This window comes from Streptomyces sp. NBC_01017 (genome assembly GCF_045162795.1).
GTDB classification, from domain to species: domain Bacteria; phylum Actinomycetota; class Actinomycetes; order Streptomycetales; family Streptomycetaceae; genus Streptomyces; species Streptomyces machairae.
Genome location: NZ_CP108683.1, coordinates 3,378,887 through 3,403,809, shown reverse-complemented (window position 1 = coordinate 3,403,809; position 24,923 = coordinate 3,378,887). Strand labels below are relative to the sequence as shown.

12 protein-coding genes, 1 tRNA gene and 3 rRNA genes are annotated in these 24,923 nt (G+C 66.1%); 14 read left to right on the top strand and 2 right to left on the bottom strand.

The annotated features are described in order from the left end of the window. Positions 1-511 precede the first annotated feature (511 nt). The 5 genes from OG331_RS15480 (at position 512) to OG331_RS15460 (ending at position 6,601) form a co-directional block, all read left to right on the top strand. Positions 512-2,037: ribosomal RNA gene (locus OG331_RS15480) — 16S ribosomal RNA — on the top strand. A 317-nt stretch (positions 2,038-2,354) separates the two neighbouring features. Next, a 23S ribosomal RNA gene (locus OG331_RS15475) occupies positions 2,355-5,473 on the top strand. Between the two features lie 85 nt (positions 5,474-5,558). Further along, positions 5,559-5,675: ribosomal RNA gene (gene rrf / locus OG331_RS15470) — 5S ribosomal RNA — on the top strand. Together the 16S, 23S and 5S rRNA genes form the textbook arrangement of a ribosomal RNA operon. A 114-nt stretch (positions 5,676-5,789) precedes the next feature. Beyond that, positions 5,790-6,452, top strand: a complete 663-nt coding sequence (locus OG331_RS15465) for a DegT/DnrJ/EryC1/StrS family aminotransferase (protein WP_406210046.1) — start codon at positions 5,790-5,792, stop codon at positions 6,450-6,452. Between the two features lie 76 nt (positions 6,453-6,528). After that, positions 6,529-6,601 (top strand) — tRNA-Thr (locus OG331_RS15460). Positions 6,602-6,669: 68 nt separating this feature from the next. Here the strand turns inward: OG331_RS15460 and OG331_RS15455 are convergent. After that, complete coding sequence (locus OG331_RS15455; protein WP_406196377.1) at positions 6,670-9,420, bottom strand: SpoIIE family protein phosphatase; 2,751 nt, start codon at positions 9,418-9,420, stop codon at positions 6,670-6,672. 378 nt (positions 9,421-9,798) lie between these two features. Between OG331_RS15455 and OG331_RS15450 the strand changes: the two genes are divergently transcribed. The 9 genes from OG331_RS15450 to OG331_RS15410 all read left to right on the top strand — a co-directional run bounded on the left by OG331_RS15450 (position 9,799) and on the right by OG331_RS15410 (position 24,204). Continuing rightward, entirely contained in the window at positions 9,799-15,273 is a 5,475-nt protein-coding gene (locus OG331_RS15450) for a HAMP domain-containing protein (RefSeq protein ID WP_406196374.1), read from the top strand. A 244-nt stretch (positions 15,274-15,517) separates the two neighbouring features. Next, positions 15,518-16,198, top strand: a complete 681-nt coding sequence (locus OG331_RS15445; RefSeq protein WP_406196372.1) for a two-component system response regulator — start codon at positions 15,518-15,520, stop codon at positions 16,196-16,198. Positions 16,199-16,359: 161 nt separating this feature from the next. Continuing rightward, positions 16,360-19,098 (top strand): DNA translocase FtsK, encoded by a 2,739-nt coding sequence (locus OG331_RS15440; protein WP_406196369.1) that lies wholly within the window; start codon positions 16,360-16,362, stop codon positions 19,096-19,098. Between the two features lie 279 nt (positions 19,099-19,377). Continuing rightward, complete coding sequence (locus OG331_RS15435; protein WP_406196367.1) at positions 19,378-20,208, top strand: helix-turn-helix domain-containing protein; 831 nt, start codon at positions 19,378-19,380, stop codon at positions 20,206-20,208. Positions 20,209-20,302: 94 nt separating this feature from the next. Beyond that, on the top strand, positions 20,303-21,781 hold the full coding sequence (gene rimO, locus OG331_RS15430) for a 30S ribosomal protein S12 methylthiotransferase RimO (protein ID WP_406196365.1): 1,479 nt from the start codon (positions 20,303-20,305) through the stop codon (positions 21,779-21,781). Continuing rightward, on the top strand, positions 21,778-22,575 hold the full coding sequence (gene pgsA / locus OG331_RS15425; RefSeq protein WP_406196363.1) for a CDP-diacylglycerol--glycerol-3-phosphate 3-phosphatidyltransferase: 798 nt from the start codon (positions 21,778-21,780) through the stop codon (positions 22,573-22,575). Before rimO ends, pgsA begins: the two co-directional genes overlap by 4 nt. Next, positions 22,572-23,117 (top strand): CinA family protein, encoded by a 546-nt coding sequence (locus OG331_RS15420; RefSeq protein ID WP_406196360.1) that lies wholly within the window; start codon positions 22,572-22,574, stop codon positions 23,115-23,117. Before pgsA ends, OG331_RS15420 begins: the two co-directional genes overlap by 4 nt. Positions 23,118-23,226: 109 nt before the next feature. After that, positions 23,227-23,607 carry a helix-turn-helix domain-containing protein gene (locus OG331_RS15415; protein WP_062700236.1) on the top strand — a complete coding sequence of 127 codons (381 nt, stop codon included), beginning with the start codon at positions 23,227-23,229 and terminating at the stop codon, positions 23,605-23,607. 318 nt (positions 23,608-23,925) lie between these two features. Next, entirely contained in the window at positions 23,926-24,204 is a 279-nt protein-coding gene (locus OG331_RS15410; RefSeq protein WP_406196357.1) for a hypothetical protein, read from the top strand. Here OG331_RS15410 and OG331_RS15405 read toward each other — a convergent pair. Next, positions 24,152-24,916 (bottom strand): SDR family NAD(P)-dependent oxidoreductase, encoded by a 765-nt coding sequence (locus OG331_RS15405; protein ID WP_406196355.1) that lies wholly within the window; start codon positions 24,914-24,916, stop codon positions 24,152-24,154. The two genes, OG331_RS15410 and OG331_RS15405, sit on opposite strands and share 53 nt — an antisense overlap. Between the last annotated feature and the right edge of the window lie 7 nt (positions 24,917-24,923).

The following is a 24,923-nucleotide window of genomic DNA, read 5'->3' as shown; positions in this document are numbered from 1 at the left end:
CGGTCCGTCGGACGCTGAACGGTGCGAACCCGGAGCGGGGCGCCTCGATTTGCATCGGGGCGCCCCGCTCCAGTACGTTTACGGCTCCGCCCGAACGGGAACCCGGCCACTTCGTGTCCCGGAACCAGTCCCCGGAGGGGGCGGGAATTCCGACTCAGAACTTCTGATAAAGTCGGAGTCGCCGGAAAGGGAAACGCGAGAGCGGAAACCTGGAAAGCACCGAGGAGATCGGATCGAGAAAAGGTCTGATAGAGTCGGAAACGCAAGACCGAAGGGAAGCGCCCGGAGGAAAGCCCGAGAGGGTGAGTACAAAGGAAGCGTCCGTTCCTTGAGAACTCAACAGCGTGCCAAAAATCAACGCCAGATATGTTGATACCCCGTCTACCGGAAACATTAGTTCCCGGTGGCGAGGTTCCTTTGAAATAAACACAGCGAGGACGCTGTGAACGGTCGGGCTTATTCCGCCTGGCTGTTCCGCTCTCGTGTGTGTCGTCCCGATTACGGGAAAACATTCACGGAGAGTTTGATCCTGGCTCAGGACGAACGCTGGCGGCGTGCTTAACACATGCAAGTCGAACGATGAACCACTTCGGTGGGGATTAGTGGCGAACGGGTGAGTAACACGTGGGCAATCTGCCCTTCACTCTGGGACAAGCCCTGGAAACGGGGTCTAATACCGGATACCACCTTCACTGGCATCTGTGAAGGTTGAAAGCTCCGGCGGTGAAGGATGAGCCCGCGGCCTATCAGCTTGTTGGTGAGGTAATGGCTCACCAAGGCGACGACGGGTAGCCGGCCTGAGAGGGCGACCGGCCACACTGGGACTGAGACACGGCCCAGACTCCTACGGGAGGCAGCAGTGGGGAATATTGCACAATGGGCGAAAGCCTGATGCAGCGACGCCGCGTGAGGGATGACGGCCTTCGGGTTGTAAACCTCTTTCAGCAGGGAAGAAGCGAAAGTGACGGTACCTGCAGAAGAAGCGCCGGCTAACTACGTGCCAGCAGCCGCGGTAATACGTAGGGCGCAAGCGTTGTCCGGAATTATTGGGCGTAAAGAGCTCGTAGGCGGCTTGTCACGTCGGGTGTGAAAGCCCGGGGCTTAACCCCGGGTCTGCATTCGATACGGGCTAGCTAGAGTGTGGTAGGGGAGATCGGAATTCCTGGTGTAGCGGTGAAATGCGCAGATATCAGGAGGAACACCGGTGGCGAAGGCGGATCTCTGGGCCATTACTGACGCTGAGGAGCGAAAGCGTGGGGAGCGAACAGGATTAGATACCCTGGTAGTCCACGCCGTAAACGGTGGGAACTAGGTGTTGGCGACATTCCACGTCGTCGGTGCCGCAGCTAACGCATTAAGTTCCCCGCCTGGGGAGTACGGCCGCAAGGCTAAAACTCAAAGGAATTGACGGGGGCCCGCACAAGCAGCGGAGCATGTGGCTTAATTCGACGCAACGCGAAGAACCTTACCAAGGCTTGACATACACCGGAAAGCATTAGAGATAGTGCCCCCCTTGTGGTCGGTGTACAGGTGGTGCATGGCTGTCGTCAGCTCGTGTCGTGAGATGTTGGGTTAAGTCCCGCAACGAGCGCAACCCTTGTTCTGTGTTGCCAGCATGCCCTTCGGGGTGATGGGGACTCACAGGAGACCGCCGGGGTCAACTCGGAGGAAGGTGGGGACGACGTCAAGTCATCATGCCCCTTATGTCTTGGGCTGCACACGTGCTACAATGGCAGGTACAATGAGCTGCGATACCGTGAGGTGGAGCGAATCTCAAAAAGCCTGTCTCAGTTCGGATTGGGGTCTGCAACTCGACCCCATGAAGTCGGAGTTGCTAGTAATCGCAGATCAGCATTGCTGCGGTGAATACGTTCCCGGGCCTTGTACACACCGCCCGTCACGTCACGAAAGTCGGTAACACCCGAAGCCGGTGGCCCAACCCCTTGTGGGAGGGAGCTGTCGAAGGTGGGACTGGCGATTGGGACGAAGTCGTAACAAGGTAGCCGTACCGGAAGGTGCGGCTGGATCACCTCCTTTCTAAGGAGCACTTCTTACCGAGTCCTTCGGGACGAGGTCAGAGGCCACTACGCAGGCAAACGTTCTGCGGTGGTTGCTCATGGGTGGAACGTTGATTATTCGGCCGGGTTTCCGGGTCGGAGGCTGCAAGTACTGCTCGCAAGAGCGTGGAAAGCATGATCTCCGGACGGGATCTGGTCGGGCACGCTGTTGGGTGTCTGAAGTAACGGCCGCAAGGTTGTGCTTCGGTTGCCGGCGCCGGTGAAGCACCACTGAGGTGGTGTGTGACGGTGTACTGGTCGTTGTTTGAGAACTGCACAGTGGACGCGAGCATCTGTGGCCAAGTTTTTAAGGGCGCACGGTGGATGCCTTGGCACCAGGAACCGATGAAGGACGTGGGAGGCCACGATAGTCCCCGGGGAGTCGTCAACCAGGCTTTGATCCGGGGGTTTCCGAATGGGGAAACCCGGCAGTCGTCATGGGCTGTCACCCGCTGCTGAACACATAGGCAGTGTGGAGGGAACGCGGGGAAGTGAAACATCTCAGTACCCGCAGGAAGAGAAAACAACCGTGATTCCGGGAGTAGTGGCGAGCGAAACTGGATGAGGCTAAACCGTATACGTGTGAGACCCGGCAGGGGTTGCGTATACGGGGTTGTGGGATCTCTCTTCTGTTGTCTGCCGGCGACAGGACGAGTCAGAAACCGTTGATGTAGGCGAAGGACATGCGAAAGGTCCGGCGTAGAGGGTAAGACCCCCGTAGTCGAAACATCAGCGGCTCGTTTGAGAGACACCCAAGTAGCACGGGGCCCGAGAAATCCCGTGTGAATCTGGCGGGACCACCCGCTAAGCCTAAATATTCCCTGGTGACCGATAGCGGATAGTACCGTGAGGGAATGGTGAAAAGTACCCCGGGAGGGGAGTGAAATAGTACCTGAAACCGTGTGCCTACAAGCCGTGGGAGCGTCGGAATGTGCTTGCACATTCTCGTGACTGCGTGCCTTTTGAAGAATGAGCCTGCGAGTTTGCGGTGTGTTGCGAGGTTAACCCGTGTGGGGAAGCCGTAGCGAAAGCGAGTCCGAATAGGGCGATTCAGTAGCGCGCTCAAGACCCGAAGCGGAGTGATCTAGCCATGGGCAGGTTGAAGCGGAGGTAAGACTTCGTGGAGGACCGAACCCACCAGGGTTGAAAACCTGGGGGATGACCTGTGGTTAGGGGTGAAAGGCCAATCAAACTCCGTGATAGCTGGTTCTCCCCGAAATGCATTTAGGTGCAGCGTCGTGTGTTTCTTGCCGGAGGTAGAGCACTGGATAGGCGATGGGCCCTACCGGGTTACTGACCTTAGCCAAACTCCGAATGCCGGTAAGTGAGAGCGCGGCAGTGAGACTGTGGGGGATAAGCTCCATGGTCGAGAGGGAAACAGCCCAGAGCATCGACTAAGGCCCCTAAGCGTACGCTAAGTGGGAAAGGATGTGGAGTCGCAGAGACAACCAGGAGGTTGGCTTAGAAGCAGCCACCCTTGAAAGAGTGCGTAATAGCTCACTGGTCTAGTGATTCCGCGCCGACAATGTAGCGGGGCTCAAGCGTACCGCCGAAGTCGTGTCATTGCAGCAAATAGCCCCAACGGGTGCTGTGATGGGTAGGGGAGCGTCGTGTGCCGGGTGAAGCCGCGCCGGAAGGCAGTGGTGGACGGTTCACGAGTGAGAATGCAGGCATGAGTAGCGATTCACACGTGAGAAACGTGTGCGCCGATTGACTAAGGGTTCCTGGGTCAAGCTGATCTGCCCAGGGTAAGTCGGGACCTAAGGCGAGGCCGACAGGCGTAGTCGATGGATAACCGGTTGATATTCCGGTACCCGCTGTGAAGCGTCAAACATTGAACCAGGCGATGCTAAGTCCGTGAAGCCGCCCTGGAGCCTTCGGGCAAAGGGGAGTGGTGGAGCCGACGGACCAGACCTGTAGTAGGTGAGTGATGGGGTGACGCAGGAAGGTAGTCCAGCCCGGGCGGTGGTTGTCCCGGGGTAAGGGTGTAGGCCGTGCGGTAGGTAAATCCGTCGCACACAAGGCTGAGACCTGATGCCGAGCCGATTGTGGTGAAGTGGATGATCCTATGCTGTCGAGAAAAGCCTCTAGCGAGTTTCATGGCGGCCCGTACCCTAAACCGACTCAGGTGGTCAGGTAGAGAATACCGAGGCGTTCGGGTGAACTATGGTTAAGGAACTCGGCAAAATGCCCCCGTAACTTCGGGAGAAGGGGGGCCATCACTGGTGAGGGAACTTGCTTCCTGAGCTGGGGGTGGCCGCAGAGACCAGCGAGAAGCGACTGTTTACTAAAAACACAGGTCCGTGCGAAGCCGTAAGGCGATGTATACGGACTGACGCCTGCCCGGTGCTGGAACGTTAAGGGGACCGGTTAGTCAGGATTCGTCCTGGCGAAGCTGAGAACTTAAGCGCCAGTAAACGGCGGTGGTAACTATAACCATCCTAAGGTAGCGAAATTCCTTGTCGGGTAAGTTCCGACCTGCACGAATGGCGTAACGACTTCTCGACTGTCTCAACCATAGGCCCGGTGAAATTGCACTACGAGTAAAGATGCTCGTTTCGCGCAGCAGGACGGAAAGACCCCGGGACCTTTACTACAGTTTGATATTGGTGTTCGGTTCGGCTTGTGTAGGATAGGTGGGAGACTGTGAACTCTGGACGCCAGTTCAGGGGGAGTCATCGTTGAAATACCACTCTGGTCGTGCTGGATGTCTAACCTGGGTCCGTGATCCGGATCAGGGACAGTGTCTGATGGGTAGTTTAACTGGGGCGGTTGCCTCCTAAAGAGTAACGGAGGCGCCCAAAGGTTCCCTCAGCCTGGTTGGCAATCAGGTGTTGAGTGTAAGTGCACAAGGGAGCTTGACTGTGAGACCGACGGGTCGAGCAGGGACGAAAGTCGGGACTAGTGATCCGGCGGTGGCTTGTGGAAGCGCCGTCGCTCAACGGATAAAAGGTACCCCGGGGATAACAGGCTGATCTTCCCCAAGAGTCCATATCGACGGGATGGTTTGGCACCTCGATGTCGGCTCGTCGCATCCTGGGGCTGGAGTCGGTCCCAAGGGTTGGGCTGTTCGCCCATTAAAGCGGTACGCGAGCTGGGTTTAGAACGTCGTGAGACAGTTCGGTCCCTATCCGCTGCGCGCGCAGGAATATTGAGAAGGGCTGTCCCTAGTACGAGAGGACCGGGACGGACGAACCTCTGGTGTGCCAGTTGTTCTGCCAAGGGCATGGCTGGTTGGCTACGTTCGGGAGGGATAACCGCTGAAAGCATCTAAGCGGGAAGCCTGCTTCGAGATGAGTATTCCCACCCACTTGATGGGGTAAGGCTCCCAGTAGACGACTGGGTTGATAGGCCGGATCTGGAAGCACGGTAACGTGTGGAGGTGACCGGTACTAATAGGCCGAGGGCTTGTCCATAGATGCTCGCGTCCACTGTGTTGGTTCTGAAACCACGAACAGCCCCGTATGGCCACATGCGGTGCGGCTGACAGTTTCATAGTGTTTCGGTGGTTATAGCGTGAGGGAAACGCCCGGTTACATTTCGAACCCGGAAGCTAAGCCTTACAGCGCCGATGGTACTGCAGGGGGGACCCTGTGGGAGAGTAGGACGCCGCCGAACTCCTTTTAATAGGGTTGGACCCGGAACTTCGGTTCTGGGTCCAACCCTTTTTTGTTGCGCGTCACCTGAAGTTCACGTTTCGCAACCAACATCCCACACATGGGTACTGCTGCAATGCTCAGGGCCGCCGGCGTCGGAGTCGGCGACGAGGTTGTCGTACCGGCGTTCGGGAACGTCGAAGTCGCCGAGGCCGTGGTCCTGGCGGGGGCGCTGCCAGTGTTCGCCGACATAGATCCGGTGACGTACTGCCTGGACGCCGGCGCTGTCGAGGCGGTCGTCACCTCGCGGACGGCTGCTGTCGTCGCCGTACATCGTTTTGGCCGGTGGGCCGACATCGCGCGGCTGCACGAGATCGGGCAGCGGCATGGGCTGCTGGTGCTGGAGCAGGGGGAGTCCGAGGTTCCGTACGACGAGATCGCTCAGCGTCGGCAGCGGGCCGCTTACCTGGACGCGAAGTTGAAGGGTGTTCAGACGCCCGATGGCGGTGACGGACACACCTATCAGCAGTACGTCGTGCGTGTGCCGGGGAACGGGCGGCCGGACCGCGACGCATTCGCCCGGGCAGTGCGGGCCAGGGGAGTTGAGTGCCGGGTGCCGGTGAAGACGGCCGTGCACAGGCTGCCGGAGTACCGGCGGTGTGTGTCTCTGCCGGAGACCGAGCGGGCCGCTGACGAAACGTTGGCCCTGCCCGTCGACGCGTCTCTGACCAAGAAGGACATGCAGCGGATCGTGTCCGCCTGCAATGCGCTCGGCGGACTTCTCCAGCCCGCCTTCTGAGCGGGTTGGGAGCACGGGTGTGTTCGGGGTATGATCTATTCCGTTGCCGCGAGGGAAACTTCGCAAATGGTGACAGGCCCCTATAGCTCAGTCGGTAGAGCGTCTCCATGGTAAGGAGAAGGTCAACGGTTCGATTCCGTTTGGGGGCTCAAGACTGAAGGCCCCGCCCAATTGGGCGGGGCCTTTTGCATGTCCTTTCCCGTGTCCTCCTCGGTCCCTAGTCCTTGTGAAGGCCAGGGACGCGCATGGCAAGGATGGCCATGTCGTCGGACGGGGCGTCAGAGGCGAAGCGTTCGACCGCGCGCATGATGCGGGCCGCCACCGCGCCGGCCGTCAGGCCCGTGCAGGTGGTGAGGACGTCGGTGAGGCCGTCGTCGCCCAGCATGCGGCTGCCCTCGCGGCGTTCGGTGACGCCGTCCGTGACGCACAGGAGGACGTCACCGGGATCGAGGGTGACCGTCTGCTCGTAGAGCTCCAGGTCGTCCATGACACCGAGGAGCGGCTGTGGTTCGGCCGCCGGCTCTACCGTGCCGTCCTGGCGCAGGCGGAGGGGGAGCGGGTGGCCGGCGCAGACCACCTTCAGCTCGGCGCTGCCGTCCTCCTGCGGCCTCAACTCGCCGTAGAGGAGCGTCAGGAAGCGGCTGCGGGCGCCCTCGTCGAGGATCGCGGAGTTCAGGCGCTCCAGCACCGCCGGGCCGCTGAGGCCCTCGCGGGCAAGAAGTCGTAGGGCGTGCCGGGCCAGGCCTGTGACCGCCGCCGCGTTCGGGCCCGTACCGCAGACGTCGCCGATGGCGAAGCCGTAGGCGCCATCGCTGATCGGGAAGAGGTCGTAGAAGTCGCCGCCGACCTCGTTGCCCTCGCCGGCCGCGCGGTAGATGACCTCGACCTCGACGCCGTCGATCTCAGGCAGCTCGGGCGGCAGGAGGCTGCGCTGGAGGGACTGGCTGATGGCGGTGCGCTCGGAGTAGAGGCGGGCGTTGTCCAGGGCCAGCGCGGCCCTTCGCGAGAGGTCCTCCGCCAACTCCAGGATTTCCTGGCGGAAGTGCTCGTCCGTCGGCTTGCCGAGCGTCAGCATGCCGATGACCCGGTTGCGGGCCACCAGCGGTAGTACGACCGTCTCGCCGCCCACCGCGGAGGCCGTGGCCAAGGTGGGGCCGATGCCGATGCCCGAGCTGACCCGGTGCGGGGGCTCGCCGAGGCCCAGGCTGCGCATGGAGGTGCGCAGGGCCGCCTGGTGGGCCGCCTGGGCAGGGGCCGACCAGACGCGGGCGCCTGGGGTGGGGACGGGGTCGGGAGGGGAGATCTTCGACAGCAGTGACTTAATGCCGTCGATGAGCTCCTCGTCCTCGTGCAGGACGTATGACAGGTACGGCTCCGAGGCCTGGTCGGCGATCGTGTAGACCGCGCACCAGGTGGCGAGGGTGGGGACCGTCATCTGGGCCATCAGGGCCAGGGTCTGGTCGCGGTCCAGGGTTCCGGCGAGCAGGTCGGAGGCCTCGACGAGGAAGCTGAGCGAGCCGCGGCGCAGGCGTTCCAGTTCGCCCAGCCGGGCCGACTCCACGGCCAGGGCGATGCGGTCGGCGGCGAACTGGAGGCGCAGTGCCTCCTCGTTGGAGTATCTCGCGGGGGCCTCGGCGGCGACGCCGAGGGAGCCGGTGAGGCGGCCCTCGACCTTCAGGGGCACGGTGACGACCGAGCGCATGCCGGTGCCCCTGAGCAGCGGGACGGCGCCGGGGACCATCGTGAGGTCCTCGTGGACCGCCGGCATGCGGGCCGAGCCGTAGCGGCCGGGGCCCGCCTCGACGGGCACGCGCGCGAAGCGCTGGCGGGCGGAGGGCAGGCCGGTGGAGGCGCGGACCTCCAACTCCGTTTCGTCGTCCGTCGCCAGGAGCAGGAACGCGGAGTCGCCGTCGAGCATGTCGCGGGCGCGCTCCACCGTGCGCTGGAGGAGGCCGTCGAGGTCGTCCGGGGCGGGTGAGCCGATGAACACCTCGAACGGGTCGGTGCTCTGGGCGTCGTTGCCGGTGTCGGAGGCCGGGATGCGCAACGGCGTCTGCAGAACAGCCCGTTCGTGGTCCCGGACGAGGAGGCAGACCGTTGACGGTTCGCCTCCCGTGTCACGGACGCGGAGGTGCGAGGCGTACACCGGCGTGACGCGGCCGTTGGCGCCCCTTATGCCGTAGCTGCCCTCCCAGCGGGAGAGTTGGAGTGCTTCGGCGATGCCGGTGCTCGTGCCCGGTGTGTGCGGCCAGGCGGCGAGGTCGGTGAGGGGCTTTCCGGTGACCTGCTCGGCCGCATAGCCGAAGAGGTCCTCGGCGTCCTCGTTCCAGGACGCGATGGCGCCCGTACGGTCGATCTGGACCACCGCGACGCGGACGCGGCCGTCGGCGAGGGGGAGGAGGTCGGAGGGCAGGGACGGGCCCGCCGCGCGGGTGCCCACCGGGCGCTCGGGGAGGTCCAGTTGGAACCAGACCTGCTTGTGCGTGGGCGTGTACTCGACGCCCCAGTGGCCGGCCAGGGCCGCGCACAGCTGGAGGCCCCGGCCACCCTCGCGGTCGGGGCTGCCCATGTTGACGGGCGAACCCTGGAGGGGGATCTCCCGCTCCGGATACCGGTCGGCCACCTCGACGCGTACGCCGTCGTCACTGCGCAGACACAGAACGTCCGCGGACGTGCCCGCGTGCACGACGGCGTTCGTCACCAATTCACTGGTGAGGACTACGGCGTCGTCGACGATGTCGGCGAAGCCCCAGCCCTGGAGTGTGTCGCGGACGAAGGAGCGGGCGCTCGCCACCGATCGCCCGACGGGGTCGAAGCTGGCTGCCGCGCGCGCGGTGATCACAGAACTCCTCGTCCGGTTGTCGACGTGCAAGGCCCCGTGGCCGGCCGGCTCGCGCCGCTGATGCGGCATCTGCGCGCCCGTCGGCCGCTCCGGGGATTGTCCCCCCGGGATCAGTCCGGTGGTCATGTCCGGCTGCCCCTCCGATGCCCGCTCGTTGCTCCTCCTGCCACCGCCCAGGCCGGACGGACCGGCGCGGCTGGACAGCCGCATGCAAGGTTACTTACCTTCGCCGTCCATGCGGATGCCGGTCTGCAGTGTTTCCGTCCGGAGGGTGTGCGGACGATGTGCGAAGCTGCCGAACTGTTATGGCCGGGTTCGGCGGGGGTGAAACACTGGGCAAGCTTCTTGTGAAGGTCCGGGCAGGCCGAGTGTCGTTCGCGTATCGCGGGCAGCAGCACGTGGTGTGGCCTGGTATATCCGGCAGGAGTACCCAGCAGTAACGAGAACGCCGAACAGTAGAACCCGAGCACAGCAGTAACGGTCGACCCCTGCGGGAGGGACACAGTGGAGTCTGGCGCAGCGACGCGGGGCACTAAGACGCGCGCGAAAGGCGGACAGTCCCTGAGGAACGAGCGCAAAACGCGAGGCGGGACCACTGCGGTGGACACGGCTGCCCTGAACCGGCTGCTGACGGCCCTTGTGTCGATGCGCGACGGGAACTTCCGAAAGCGGCTCACGGTGTCCGGGGACGGCGTGATGTCGGAGATTGCGGCTGTCTTCAACGAGGTGGCCGACCGCAATCTCCATCTGACGGGTGAGTTGGCGCGGGTGCGGCGCATGGTCGGCCGCGAGGGCAAGCTCACGGAACGGCTGGAGACGGGCGCCTGTGAGGGCTCCTGGGCGGCCGCCGTCGACAACTCCAACGCCTTGGTCGACGACCTCGTACGGCCCGTCTCCGAGGTCGGGCGGGTGCTGTCCGCGGTGGCCGACGGTGATCTGTCGCCGCGTATGGAGCTGCGGACGCAGGCCCAGGACGGGACCGGGCACCCCCTGCGGGGTGAGTTCCTCAAGGTCGGACGGACTGTAAACAACCTTGTCGATCAGCTGTCGACGTTCACCGACGAGGTCACTCGCGTGGCCAGCGAGGTGGGCACCGAGGGCAAGCTCGGCGGGCAGGCACGCGTGCGTGGCATGTCGGGTTCGTGGAAGGACCTCACGGACTCCGTCAACACCATGGCGTACCGGCTGACGGCCCAGGTGAGGGACATCGCGCTGGTGACCACCGCGGTCGCCAAGGGGGATCTGTCCCGTAAGGTCACGGTTCACGTGGCCGGCGAGATGCTCGAACTGAAGAACACCGTCAACACGATGGTGGACCAGCTGTCGTCGTTCTCCTCCGAGGTGACGCGAGTCGCGCGCGAGGTGGGCACCGAGGGTGAGCTGGGCGGTCAGGCGCAGGTGCCTGGTGTGGCCGGTGTGTGGAAGGACCTCACCGATTCGGTGAATCTCATGGCCGGCAACCTGACGGCGCAGGTGCGAGGAATCGCACAGGTGACGACGGCGGTCGCCAACGGTGATCTGTCGCAGAAGGTGACCGTGTCGGCACGCGGCGAGGTCGCGCAGCTCGCTGACACGATCAACCAGATGACCGAGACGCTGCGGATCTTCGCGGACGAGGTCACGCGCGTGGCGAACGAGGTCGGCGCCGAGGGCCGGCTGGGCGGCCAGGCGAACGTGCCGGGTGCGGCGGGCACCTGGAAGGACCTCACGGACTCCGTCAACACCGTGTTCCGGAATCTGACCATTCAGGTGAGGGACATTGCGGCGGTCACCACGGCTGTGGCCAACGGTGACCTGTCGCAGAAGGTCACCGTCGACGTGGCCGGCGAGATGCTCGAGCTGAAGAACACCGTCAACGGCATGGTCGACCAGCTGTCGTCGTTCGGTTCCGAGGTCACGCGTGTCGCGCGTGAGGTCGGCGTGGAGGGTGAGCTCGGCGGTCAGGCCCAGGTGCCAGGGGCCGCGGGGACCTGGAAGGACCTGACTGACTCCGTCAACACGGCGTTCCGCAACCTCACCGGACAGGTGAGGAACATCGCTCAGGTGACCACGGCTGTGGCCAACGGTGACCTGTCGCAGAAGGTCACCGTGGACGTCTCCGGCGAGATGCTCCAGCTGAAGAACACCGTGAACACGATGGTGGACCAGCTGTCGTCCTTCGCCGACCAGGTCACGCGTATGGCCCGGGACGTGGGCACCGAGGGCCGGCTGGGCGGCCAGGCGGTCGTACCTGGGGTGGCCGGTACGTGGAAGGAGCTCACGGACTCCGTCAACGGAATGGCAGGAAACCTGACAGCCCAGGTGCGCAACATCGCCCAGGTGACCACGGCGGTGGCCCGGGGCGACCTGTCCCAGAAGATCGACGTCGACGCGCGCGGCGAGATCCTGGAGCTGAAGAACACCATCAACACGATGGTCGACCAGCTGTCGTCCTTCGCCGACCAGGTGACCCTGGTCGCGCGCGAGGTGGGCACCGAGGGCCGGCTGGGCGGACAGGCACAGGTGCCCGGCGTCGCCGGTGTGTGGCGTGACCTCACCGACTCCGTGAACGGCATGGCCTCCAACCTGACCGGCCAGGTGCGCAACATCGCGCAGGTCGCCACGGCGGTGGCCCGGGGTGACCTGTCCCAGAAGATCACCGTGGACGCGCGCGGGGAGATTCTGGAGCTGAAGAACACCCTGAACACGATGGTGGACCAGCTGTCGTCCTTCGCCGAAGAGGTCACGCGTGTGGCCCGTGAGGTGGGCACAGAGGGCATCCTCGGAGGTCAGGCCGAGGTGCAGGGTGTCTCCGGCACCTGGAAGGACCTCACGCAGTCCGTGAACTTCATGGCGAACAACCTGACGATCCAGGTGCGCAACATCGCCGAGGTCACGACCGCGGTCGCCAAGGGCGACCTGTCGAAGAAGATCACCGTCGATGCCAAGGGCGAGATCCTCGAGCTCGTCACCACCGTGAACACGATGGTGGACCAGCTGTCGTCCTTCGCCGAGCAGGTCACGCGTGTGGCCCGTGAGGTGGGCACGGACGGCATCCTCGGAGGCCAGGCGCACGTGCCGGGCGCCACGGGCATCTGGAAGGACCTCAGCAACAACGTCAACCTGATGGCGAACAACCTGACCGTCCAGGTGCGGAACATCTCCCAGGTCGCGGCGGCTGTCGCCAACGGTGACCTGACGCGGACGGTGACCATCGAGGCGCGCGGTGAGGTCGCACAGCTCGCGGACACCTTCAACACCATGGTGAAGACGCTGAGTTCGTTCGCCGACCAGGTCACCAAGGTGGCCCGTGAGGTGGGCACGGACGGCATCCTCGGTGGTCAGGCGCATGTGCCGGGTGTGGCCGGTACCTGGAAGGACCTCACCGAGTCCGTGAACCAGATGGCGTCCAACCTGACCGGGCAGGTGCGCAACATCGCCATGGTCACGACCGCCATCGCCAAGGGTGACCTGACCAAGAAGATCGACATTGATGCCCGAGGCGAGATCCTCGAGCTCAAGACGACCATCAACACGATGGTCGACCAGCTGTCGTCCTTCGCCGAGGAGGTCACCCGAGTCGCCCGCGAGGTGGGCACCGAAGGACAGCTCGGCGGCCAGGCACGCGTGCGTGACGTCGACGGCACCTGGCGGGACCTCACCGAGTCCGTGAACGAAATGGCAGGAAACCTTACTCGGCAGGTGCGTGCCATCGCGCGCGTGGCGACCGCGGTGACCCGCGGTGACCTGAACCTGAAGATCGACGTCGACGCGTCCGGCGAGATCCAGGAACTCCAGGACTACATCAACAAGATGATCGCCAACCTGCGCGACACCACGATCGCCAACAAGGAGCAGGACTGGCTCAAGGGCAACCTCGCCCGGATCTCGGCACTGATGCAGGGCCGCCGCGATCTGGCGGACGTCGCCTCGCTGATCATGAGCGAGCTGACGCCGGTGGTGACTGCGCAGCACGGTGCGTTCTTCGTCGCCATGCCGCTGCTCGACGGCAAGGACCTGGCGGCCGAGAACGACGACCAGTACGAGCTGCGGATGCTCGGGTCCTACGGCTACTCGATGGGTTCCATGCCGACGTCCTTCCGGCCGGGTGAGGCGCTCATCGGGACGGCCGCCGAGGAGAAGCGCACGATCCTGGTGGAGAACGCGCCCAGCGGCTATCTGAAGATCTCCTCCGGGCTCGGCGAGGCGCCGCCCGCGCAGGTGATCGTCCTTCCGGTGCTGTTCGAGGGCAAGGTGCTCGGCGTGATCGAGCTGGCCTCCTTCACGCCGTTCACGCAGATCCAGAAGGACTTCCTCAACCAGATCGCCGAGATGATCGCGACCAGCGTCAACACCATCTCCGTCAACACCAAGACCGAGGTGCTGCTCAAGCAGTCCCAGGAGCTGACCGAGCAGCTCCGTGAGCGGTCGGAAGAGTTGGAGAACCGGCAGAAGGCGCTCCAGGCGTCCAACGCCGAGCTGGAGGAGAAGGCCGAGCTGCTGGCTCAGCAGAACCGCGACATCGAGGTGAAGAACACCGAGATCGAGGAGGCGCGTCAGGTCCTGGAGGAGCGCGCCGAGCAGCTCGCGGTCTCCATGCGCTACAAGAGCGAGTTCCTCGCCAACATGTCGCACGAGCTGCGTACGCCGCTCAACTCGCTGCTGATCCTGGCCAAGCTGCTCGCCGACAACGCGGAGGGCAACCTCTCGCCGAAGCAGGTCGAGTTCGCCGAGACCATTCACGGCGCCGGCTCCGACCTGCTTCAGCTGATCAACGACATCCTGGACCTGTCGAAGGTCGAGGCGGGCAAGATGGACGTCTCTCCGACGCGTATCGCGCTCGTGCAGCTCGTCGACTACGTGGAGGCCACCTTCCGGCCGCTGACCGCGGAGAAGGGCCTGGACCTGTCCGTACGGGTCTCGCCGGAGCTGCCCGCCACCCTGCACACCGACGAGCAGCGGCTGCTGCAGGTGCTGCGCAACCTGCTGTCCAACGCGGTGAAGTTCACCGACTCCGGGTCGGTCGAGCTGGTCATCCGGCCCGCCGGGATGGATGTGCCTCAGAAGATCCGGGAGCAGCTGCTGGAGACCGGCTCGCTGACCGAGGCGGACGCGCCACTGATCGCGTTCTCGGTGACCGACACCGGAATCGGGATCGCGGCGAGCAAGATGCGGGTGATCTTCGAGGCGTTCAAGCAGGCGGACGGCACGACCAGCCGCAAGTACGGCGGTACGGGGCTGGGGCTGTCGATCTCGCGGGAGATCGCGCAGTTGCTCGGCGGTGAGATTTACGCGCAGAGCGAGCCGGGACGGGGCTCGACGTTCACGCTGTATTTGCCGCTGCACCCGAGCGAACTGCCCCCGCACGGCTACCAGCAGCAGTTGCCCTCTCTCGACGCGGGCGATCTGGTGGCCTCGGCGGCCGAACTGGCGGAGATGGCCGACGTGGAGATCGAGACGCCGGCCGAGGTGCGGTCGTACCGGGAGACGCAGAACGGCGCCGCAGCGCTCTTCAGGCGCCGCCGCAGGGCCGCCAGCGAGCTGGAGCAGCGGCCGGCGCAGCTGGAGCAGTGGTCGGCGCCTGAGCAGGCCAGGGCGCCGCAGTCACTCCGGGGCATCCGCTTCGGTGGCGAGAAGGTGCTGATCGTCGACGACGACATCCGCAACGTCTTCGCGCTGACCAGTGTCCTGGAGCAGCACGGCCTGTCCGTGCTGTACGCGGAGAACGGCCGTGAGGGCATCGAGGTCCTGGAGCAGCACGACGACGTGGCGGTCGTCCTGATGGACATCATGATGCCCGAGATGGATGGATACGCGACGACGACGGCGATCCGTAGGATGCCGCAGTTCGCCGGACTCCCGATCATCGCGCTGACCGCCAAGGCTATGAAGGGCGACCGGGAGAAGGCGATCGAGTCGGGCGCCTCCGACTACGTGACGAAGCCGGTCGACCCCGATCATCTGCTGGCGGTGATGGATCAGTGGATGACCGAGCAGTGACGGCAGCTGACAGTGTTCACGCGGAGTTGCTGACTCAGTGTGCTCGAAGCCGTGTAGAAGTGCGGGATTCGGGGAACCTTCTGGTCTCCCGCTACGTTTCTGCTACGTGCACAGTGACATCGCGGTGACAGGGTGTGGCGACAGGCGGGGTGCGGCTACCATGACCGGCACGAGGGCGGGCGGCGTAACGGAGTCGTCCCCTGGGGCGGAGCCCGGTGCACTGCCGGGGCGAGGAGGGCGGGCCATGGTGCAGAAGGCCAAGATCCTCCTGGTCGATGACCGGCCGGAGAATCTGCTGGCGCTGGAGGCGATCCTCTCTGCGCTCGATCAGACCCTGGTGCGGGCATCGTCCGGGGAGGAAGCGCTCAAAGCACTGCTGACGGACGACTTCGCGGTCATTCTGCTGGACGTCCAGATGCCGGGAATGGACGGTTTCGAAACCGCGGCGCACATCAAGCGCCGAGAACGGACCCGCGACATCCCGATCATCTTCCTCACCGCGATCAACCACGGCCCGCATCACACCTTCCGTGGCTATGCGGCGGGTGCGGTGGACTACATCTCCAAGCCGTTCGACCCGTGGGTGCTGCGGGCGAAGGTCTCGGTGTTCGTCGAGCTGTACATGAAGAACTGCCAGCTGCGTGAGCAGGCGGCGCTGCTGCGGCTCCAGTTGGAGGGCGGCGGCAAGACCTCGGGTGCGGAGCCGAAGGAGCCGGCGGGGCTGCTGGCCGAGCTGTCGGCGCGGCTGGCTGCGGTCGAGGAGCAGGCCGAGGCGCTGTCCAAGCAGCTTGACGACGACTCGGCGGATGCGGCCGCGGTGGCCACGGCGGCTCATCTCGAACGCAAACTCACGGGGTTGCGGCGGGCGCTCGACGCGCTGGAGCCGGGCACCGGGAGTGCGTCGTCGGTTCCCTCACAGAACTGACGTCGCGGTGGCGCGTGTTGACGCGCGCACGTATCCGGGCCGTCCGGCGCGTGACCGGCTTGTGAACCGGCGTCAGTTCACCGCCCCCGCAAGGGCGACACGAACGGGTGAAGCAGTGGGCACACGTGTCCGCTGTCTTCTCCACCGGTAACCTCACACCCATGGCCTCACGTCCCTCCGCAGCCAAGAAGCCGCCCGCAAAGAAGGCGGCCGCTTCGGCGAAGGCTCCGGCGAAGAAGGCCGCCGCCAAGAAAGCCCCCGCGAAGAAGGCGCCGGCCAAGAAGGGCGCGGCGAAGAAAGCCGCGCCCGCGCCCAAGCCGGCGCCCAACCCCACCGGGGGCATCTACCGCCTCGTACGCGCCGTCTGGCTCGGGCTCGCACACGCGGTCGGCGCGGTCTTCCGCGGCATAGGGCAGGGCGCGAAGAACCTCGACCCCGCCCATCGCAAGGACGGCATCGCGCTGTTGCTCCTCGGGCTCGCGCTGATCGTCGCCGCCGGCACCTGGTCCAACCTGCGCGGCCCCGTCGGCGACCTCGTCGAGATCATCGTGACCGGCGCCTTCGGCCGGCTCGACCTGCTGGTGCCGATACTGCTCGCGGTCATCGCCGTACGGTTCATCCGGCACCCCGAGCAGCCCGAGGCCAACGGCCGTATCGTCATCGGCCTGTCCGCGCTCGTCATCGGCGTGCTCGGCCAGGTCCACGTCGCCGTCGGCTCGCCCGCCCGCAGCGACGGCATGCAGGCCATAAGGGACGCCGGCGGGCTGATCGGCTGGGGCTCGGCGACTCCGCTGACGTACACCATGGGCGAGGTCCTCGCCGTACCGCTGCTCGTGCTGCTCACGATCTTCGGTCTGCTGGTCGTCACGGCCACCCCGGTCAACGCCATCCCGCAGCGGCTGCGACTGCTCGGCGTGAAGCTCGGGATCCTGCCCGACCCCGAAGAGGACGACGAGTACACCGACGACGAGCGCTACGACGACCAGTGGCGCGAGTCGCTGCCCGCTGCCCGCGGTCGCAGGCGCCGTCCGGCCCCTGAGGCGTACGACCCCGACAGCGCCGAGCAGGAGGCCCTCTCGCGGCGTCGCGGCCGTCCGAGGCGCTCCGCGGTGCCGCAGCCCGAGATGGAACGTCCCATGGACGCTGTGGACGTCGCCGCGGCCGCCGCTGCCGCGCTCGACGGCGCTGTCCTGCACGGGATGCCGCCCTCGCCGATCGTCGCCGACCTCACCCAGGGCGTGAGCGTGGGCGACCGCGCGGAGACCACCCCGGTGCCGACGCCGGTCCCGGCTGCGCGGCCCAAGCAGGAGAAGCTCCCCAAGTCCGAGGTGACGAACCTCGGCAAGTCCGAGGTCCCGGACCTCACCAAGGCCGCGCCCGAGCAGATGAGCGACCTGCCCACGCGCGCCGAACAGCTCCAGCTGTCCGGTGACATCACGTATTCGCTCCCGTCGCTCGACCTGCTCGAGCGCGGCGGCCCCGGCAAGTCGCGCAGCGCCGCCAACGACGCCATCGTCGAGTCGCTCACCACCGTCTTCACCGAGTTCAAGGTCGACGCCCGCGTCACCGGCTTCACGCGCGGACCGACGGTCACGCGCTACGAGGTCGAGCTCGGGCCGGCCGTGAAGGTCGAGCGGATCACCGCGCTGACGAAGAACATCGCGTACGCGGTCGCCAGCCCGGACGTGCGGATCATCAGCCCGATCCCCGGCAAGTCCGCGGTCGGCATCGAGATCCCCAACACCGACCGCGAGATGGTCAACCTCGGTGACGTGCTGCGCCTCGCGGCCGCCGCCGAGGACGACCACCCGATGCTGGTCGCGCTCGGCAAGGACGTCGAGGGCGGCTACGTGATGGCCAACATCGCGAAGATGCCGCATGTGCTGGTCGCCGGTGCGACCGGTTCCGGTAAGTCGTCCTGCATTAACTGCTTGATCACTTCGGTGATGATGCGGGCGACCCCGGAGGACGTCCGCATGGTCCTGGTCGACCCCAAGCGCGTCGAGCTGACCGCGTACGAGGGCATCCCGCACCTGATCACGCCGATCATCACCAACCCGAAGCGGGCCGCCGAGGCGCTCCAGTGGGTCGTACGGGAGATGGACCTCCGGTACGACGACCTGGCTGCGTACGGCTACCGGCACATCGACGACTTCAACGAAGCCGTTCGCAACGGCAAGGTGAAATCGCCCGAGGGCAGTGAGCGCGAGCTTCAGCCGTACCCGTACCTGCTGGTCATCGTGGATGAGCTCGCCGACCTGATGATGGTCGCGCCGCGCGACGTCGAGGACGCGATCGTGCGCATCACGCAGCTCGCGCGCGCGGCCGGCATCCACCTGGTGCTCGCCACGCAGCGGCCTTCGGTCGACGTCGTCACCGGTCTCATCAAGGCGAACGTCCCCTCACGGCTCGCGTTCGCCACGTCCTCGCTCGCGGACTCGCGCGTCATCCTCGATCAGCCCGGCGCGGAGAAGCTGATCGGCAAGGGTGACGGGCTGTTCCTGCCGATGGGTGCCAACAAGCCCACGCGTATGCAGGGCGCGTTCGTGACCGAGGAGGAGGTCGCGGTCGTCGTCCAGCACTGCAAGGACCAGATGGCTCCGGTCTTCCGGGACGACGTCGTCGTAGGGACGAAGCAGAAGAAGGAGATCGACGAGGACATCGGCGACGACCTCGACCTGCTGTGCCAGGCGGCCGAGCTGGTGGTCTCCACGCAGTTCGGTTCGACGTCGATGCTCCAGCGCAAGCTGCGGGTCGGTTTCGCCAAGGCGGGGCGGCTGATGGACCTCATGGAGTCCCGCAACATCGTCGGACCGAGCGAGGGCTCCAAGGCTCGTGACGTTCTTGTGAAACCTGATGAGCTGGACGGAGTGCTGGCCCTGATCCGCGGGGAGGCTTAAAAGAGTCCGGGGCGGAAAAGCGACACAGTGATGGCCTCCGACGGGTGAGTGATGAGTCGACGTCCGATCGTGACTCACCCGTAAGGGATCATTGAGCAACCGTTCCCCTTCGGCGTACGTCAAGTTGAGGGAAGCGCGACAATCTCGTAACCCCACCATCGGCGTGTCCGGCCATTCCGATGGCGTACAAAGTCCTACCGCCCGGTTGCCCCACCCTTTCGTACCCCCCCTAGACTGAACCTGCAGCACAGGTGGCTTAAACGCTCGAAAGGCGCCCCCGTGTCCATCGGCAACTCCCCTGAAGACGAGCGTCCGTTCGAAGACGTGTCCGAGGAAGCCCACCCCTCGATCGGCCGTGCCCTCCAGCAGGCCCGTATCGATGCCGGGCTGACTGTCGACGACGTCACCAACGCCACCCGGGTCCGTATCGCCATCGTGCATGCCATCGAAGCGGACAACTTCGCCGCCTGCGGCGGCGACGTGTACGCCCGTGGTCACATCCGGACCCTGGCCAAAGCCGTCCACCTCGATCCTGCCCCGCTTCTCGCCCAGTACGACGACTCGCACGGCGGACGACCGGCGCCGACCCCGGCTGCCCCCCTGTTCGAGGCGGAGCGGATCCGCCCCGAGCGGCGCGGGCCCAACTGGACCGCGGCCATGGTCGCGGCGATCGTCGCCGTGATCGGGTTCGTCGGGTTCACCGCGTTCAAGGGCGAGGACGAGGGTGGCAAGTCAGCGGTCGCCGAGGGTGGCTCGACGCCGACGGCCGACAAGACCACACCCACGCCGAAGACCGACAAGCCCAAGGACCCGAAGCCGTCGGACAGCGCCATCGCCGCCGTCCCCCAGGACAAGGTGACCGTCCAGGTCAGCGCCGCCGACGGAAGGAGCTGGGTCGCCATCAAGGACCACAACGGCCGGCTCCTCTTCGACGGCCTCCTCAAGCAGGGCGACTCCAAGACGTTCCAGGACAGCGAGAAGATCAACCTCGTCCTCGGTGACGCCGGCGCGATCGACCTCTACGTCAACGGCAAGAAGATCGAGGACGACTGGCAGCCGGGCGCCGTGGAGCGCCTCACGTACACGAAGGGCGACCCGCAGGCCGGATAAGTCTGGCTCAAGGGTTTGGTTGTGGACGGGGTTGGCCAAGATCGGCCAACCCCGTCGACGTGGGCTGTCAGTGAGACAAAGTAGTCTTGAGCCCATGCCTGAACGCCGTACCGTCGCACTCGTCACTCTTGGCTGCGCCCGTAACGAGGTGGACTCGGAGGAGCTCGCAGGCCGCTTGGAGGCGGACGGCTGGGACCTCGTGGAGGACGCCGGGGACGCGGATGTCGCCGTCGTCAACACGTGTGGCTTCGTCGACGCCGCCAAGAAGGACTCCGTCGACGCCCTCCTGGAGGCCAATGACCTCAAGGGGCATGGGAGAACCCAGGCCGTCGTGGCGGTGGGCTGTATGGCCGAGCGGTACGGCAAGGAGCTCGCCGAGGCCCTCCCCGAGGCCGACGGCGTGCTCGGCTTCGACGACTACTCCAACATCTCGGACCGCCTGCAGACCATCCTGAACGGCGGCATCCACGCCGCGCACACCCCGCGCGACCGGCGCAAGCTGCTGCCGATCAGCCCGGCCGAGCGGCAGGAGTCCGCGGCCGAGGTCGCGCTCCCCGGGCACGCGCCCGTCGACCTTCCGGACGGGCTCGCTCCGGCCTCCGGTCCGCGCGCGCCCCTGCGCCGCCGCCTCGACGGCGCCCCGGTCGCCTCGGTGAAGCTCGCCTCCGGCTGCGACCGACGCTGCTCCTTCTGCGCCATCCCGTCCTTCCGAGGCTCCTTCATCTCGCGCCGACCCAGCGACGTGCTGAACGAGACCCGCTGGCTGGCCGAACAGGGTGTGAAGGAGATCATGCTGGTCTCCGAGAACAACACCTCGTACGGCAAGGACCTGGGCGACATCCGCCTGCTGGAGTCCCTCCTGCCGGAACTCGCCGAGGTCGACGGCATCGAGCGTGTCCGCGTCAGCTACCTCCAGCCGGCCGAGATGCGGCCCGGCCTCATCGACGTGCTGACCTCGACGCCGAAGATCGCCCCGTACTTCGACCTGTCCTTCCAGCACTCCGCTCCCGACGTACTGCGCTCGATGCGCCGCTTCGGGGACACCGACCGCTTCCTGGAGCTGCTCGACACCATCCGCGGCAAGGCGCCGCAGGCCGGTGTGCGCTCCAACTTCATCGTCGGCTTCCCCGGCGAGACCGAGGCCGACCTGGCCGAGCTGGAGCGGTTCCTGAACGGCGCGCGGCTGGACGCCATCGGCGTCTTCGGCTACTCCGACGAGGACGGCACCGAGGCCGCGACCTACGAGAACAAGCTCGACGAGGACGTCGTCGCCGAGCGGTTGGCACGTGTCTCCCGGCTCGCGGAGGAGCTCGTCTCGCAGCGGGCCGAGGAGCGCCTCGGGGAGACGCTGCACGTGCTCGTCGAGTCGGTGGACTCCGAGGACGGGGACGGTACGTACGGCCGTGCGGCCCATCAGGCACCGGAGACGGACGGCCAGGTACTGCTCACGAGCGGCGAGGGACTGAGCATCGGTCGTATGGTCGAGGCGAAGGTGGTCGGTACGGAAGGTGTCGACCTGGTGGCCGAGCCGCTGCAGGGCACGCTCGCGTGTAGTGAGGAGGCTGGCAGATGACCGGAGTTCCGGCGTCCGCCGCGGGTGGCTCCTCCCCGGCGGGTGCGGCAGGCAGAGCGAGTGCGGTGGGTTCGTCCAAGGCCGGTGGCTCGAAGACGGGCGGTTCGAAGGCGGTCGGCGGCTCGAGGACGGGCGGCGCCGAATCGGGTGTCCCCGGCGGTTCGAAGCCCGCGCGCGGCGGGAAGATCGCGGCCGCGGCCGTCAATCAGGCAAGCGTCTGGAACGTCGCCAACCTCCTGACCATGCTCCGGCTGGTGCTGGTGCCCGCGTTCGTGGCACTGATGCTGGCCGACGGCGGATACGACCCGGCGTGGCGCTCGCTGGCCTGGGCGGCCTTCGCCATCGCCATGATCACCGACCTCTTCGACGGTCACCTGGCGCGCACGTACAACCTCGTCACCGACTTCGGGAAGATCGCCGACCCCATCGCCGACAAGGCGATCATGGGGGCGGCGCTGATCTGTCTGTCCTCGCTGGGCGATCTGCCGTGGTGGGTGACGGGCGTCATCCTCGGCCGGGAACTCGGGATCACGCTGCTTCGTTTCATCGTCATCCGGTACGGCGTGATTCCGGCGAGCCGCGGCGGCAAGCTCAAGACCCTGACGCAGGGCGTGGCCGTCGGGATGTACATCCTGGCGCTGACGGGGTGGCTGGCCACCCTGCGGTGGTGGGTGATGGCCGCGGCGGTCGTCCTGACCGTGGTGACCGGGCTCGACTATGTGAGACAAGCCATTGTGCTGCGCAGGCAAGGAATCGCAGAGCGCAAGGCCGCGTTGGAGGAGACGGAAGCGTGAGTTCTCCGGCCGCCGACGTGGTGCGACTACTCGCAGTGAACGGCGAGACGCTCGCTGTCGCCGAGTCGCTGACCGGCGGACTGGTCGCGGCGGAAATCACAGCCGCCCCTGGGGCATCCGCGGCCTTCCGGGGATCGGTGACCGCCTACGCCACCGAACTGAAGCATGAGCTGCTCGGCGTCGACGCCACATTGCTGGCACGGCACGGGGCCGTGAATCCGCAGGTCGCGGCCCAGATGGCAGCCGGTGTGCGGAAGGCGCTGGGAGCCGACTGGGGCATTGCCACGACCGGCGTAGCGGGACCCGAGAAGCAGGACGGACAGCCCGTGGGGACCGTCTTCGTGGCTGTGGACGGACCCGCCGGCCACGGTTCCGGTTCCGCCGGTGGCGGAAAAGTGGAGGCCCTGCGGTTGAACGGCGACCGCGCGGAAATTCGTATGGAGAGTGTACGGAGCGTACTCGCGCTCCTCCTGAAGGAGCTTGCGAGCGAACACAGTGGGAATGAGCGGGCACAGGATACGGAACAGAACGGGGGGTTTTGATGTTTGCAGCCCTGAGTGAACACGACATCGCTCCCCGCACGGCCGCGGCGCAAGGCGGTACGGTGGGGCGTGAAGGATGCGGCTACGCGGTCCGAGGAGGGAGCCACCGATGATTCTGCTCCGTCGCCTGCTGGGTGACGTGCTGCGTCGGCAGCGCCAGCGCCAGGGCCGTACTCTGCGCGAAGTCTCCTCGTCCGCCCGAGTCTCGCTCGGCTATCTCTCCGAGGTGGAGCGGGGGCAGAAGGAGGCTTCCTCCGAGCTGCTTTCCGCGATCTGCGACGCGCTTGACGTACGGATGTCCGAGCTCATGCGCGAAGTGAGCGACGAGCTCGCCCTCGCCGAGCTGGCCCAGTCTGCTGCGGCCACCCCGAGTGAACCTGTACCCACGTCGGTCCGCCCGATGCTGGGTTCCGTGTCGGTGACCGGTGTGCCACCGGAACGGGTGACCATCAAGGCGCCTTCCGAGGCGGTCGACGTGGTCGCCGCCTGACGGTGACCATCGCGCGCGTGTCCTGACCGTGCGCTGAGATGTGTGTGGGGCCCCGGCCGGGCCTTCTCCAGGGAGACCTGGGGGAGTGCGGTCGGGGTTTCGTGCTGTCTGGGGGCTTTTGCGCTGCGCGGGAGCCCGGCGCGGCCTCATGGCGCCTTGCGGTGTCCGTTTGCCGGTGTGGGGCCCGGCGGTCATGGTGGAGGGTGTGATCGGCGCATGACGCGCTGTGATGTCGTTGGCCCGCGCTGCATCCGTGTGCCGCCGGTGCGCCCTCCCGGCGGGTGAACGGACGCCTAGCCTCGGGCTGGAGGTGAGCGGATGGCACGGCCGATAGCGCGCTGGGGGGTGACCCTCGGGTTCGGGGCGCTGTGGTGGTGGGCCGTGCTGCGGCTCGCCCTGGCGCCCGGCGCGGGGGTGCTGGAGGGCGCCGTCGCCGCGGGAGGGTGGGGGCTGAGCCTGTTGCCGGTGCACTGTGTACCGAAGGGACGGGCCGCGGGAGCCGTCGACTCACGGCGGTGGGCTCAGGCCTGGCAGGCCGGGCGGGCTACCACGGCATCGCCACACCACCGTTCGGACGCAGGATCTGCCCCGTCGTGAAGGACGAGGCGTCGGACGCCAGGTGCAGCACCGCGTGCGCGATGTCCTCCGCTTCACCGACCCGACCGAGCGGCGACATACGGGCCATGAGCGCCTCGGTGTGTGTCTGGGCCGCGCTGTCGTGACGGTCGGTCATGGGGGTGCGGATCCAGCCCGGGGCGACCGCGTTGACGCGGATGCCGTGCGGGCCCATCTCCGTCGCCAGTGTCTTGGTCAGCTGCACGACGGCCGCCTTGGCCGCCCCGTAGCAGAGCAGGCCCGGGCCGCCGGTGTCCACGGCGCCGGAGGCCATGGTGACGATGCTGCCTCTGATGCCCTGGGCGAGCATCGCGCGGGCCGCTTCCTGGCAGGCGTACAGCACTCCCTTGAAGTTGACGTTCAGTACCCGGTCGAGGTCCTCGTCGCGGGTCTCCAGGACCGGGCTGCTGTGCATGATGCCGGCGACCGCGGCCATCACGTCGAGTCGTTCGCAGGATGCGACGGCCTGGCGGAGCTGCTCGCGGTCGGTCACGTCGAGGTGATGGGTGCGGGCGGCGCCGCCGCTCGTCTTGATCAGGGTCGCCGTGTCGTGCAGGCCCTGTGCGTCGCGGTCGGCGCAGTGCACGGTTGCGCCGGCCTCGGCGAGGAGGACGGCCGAGGCGCGGCCGATGCCGCTGGCGGCGCCGGTGACGAATGCGGTGCGTCCGGTGAGGTCGTACGCCTTGACGGCCATGAAAGGA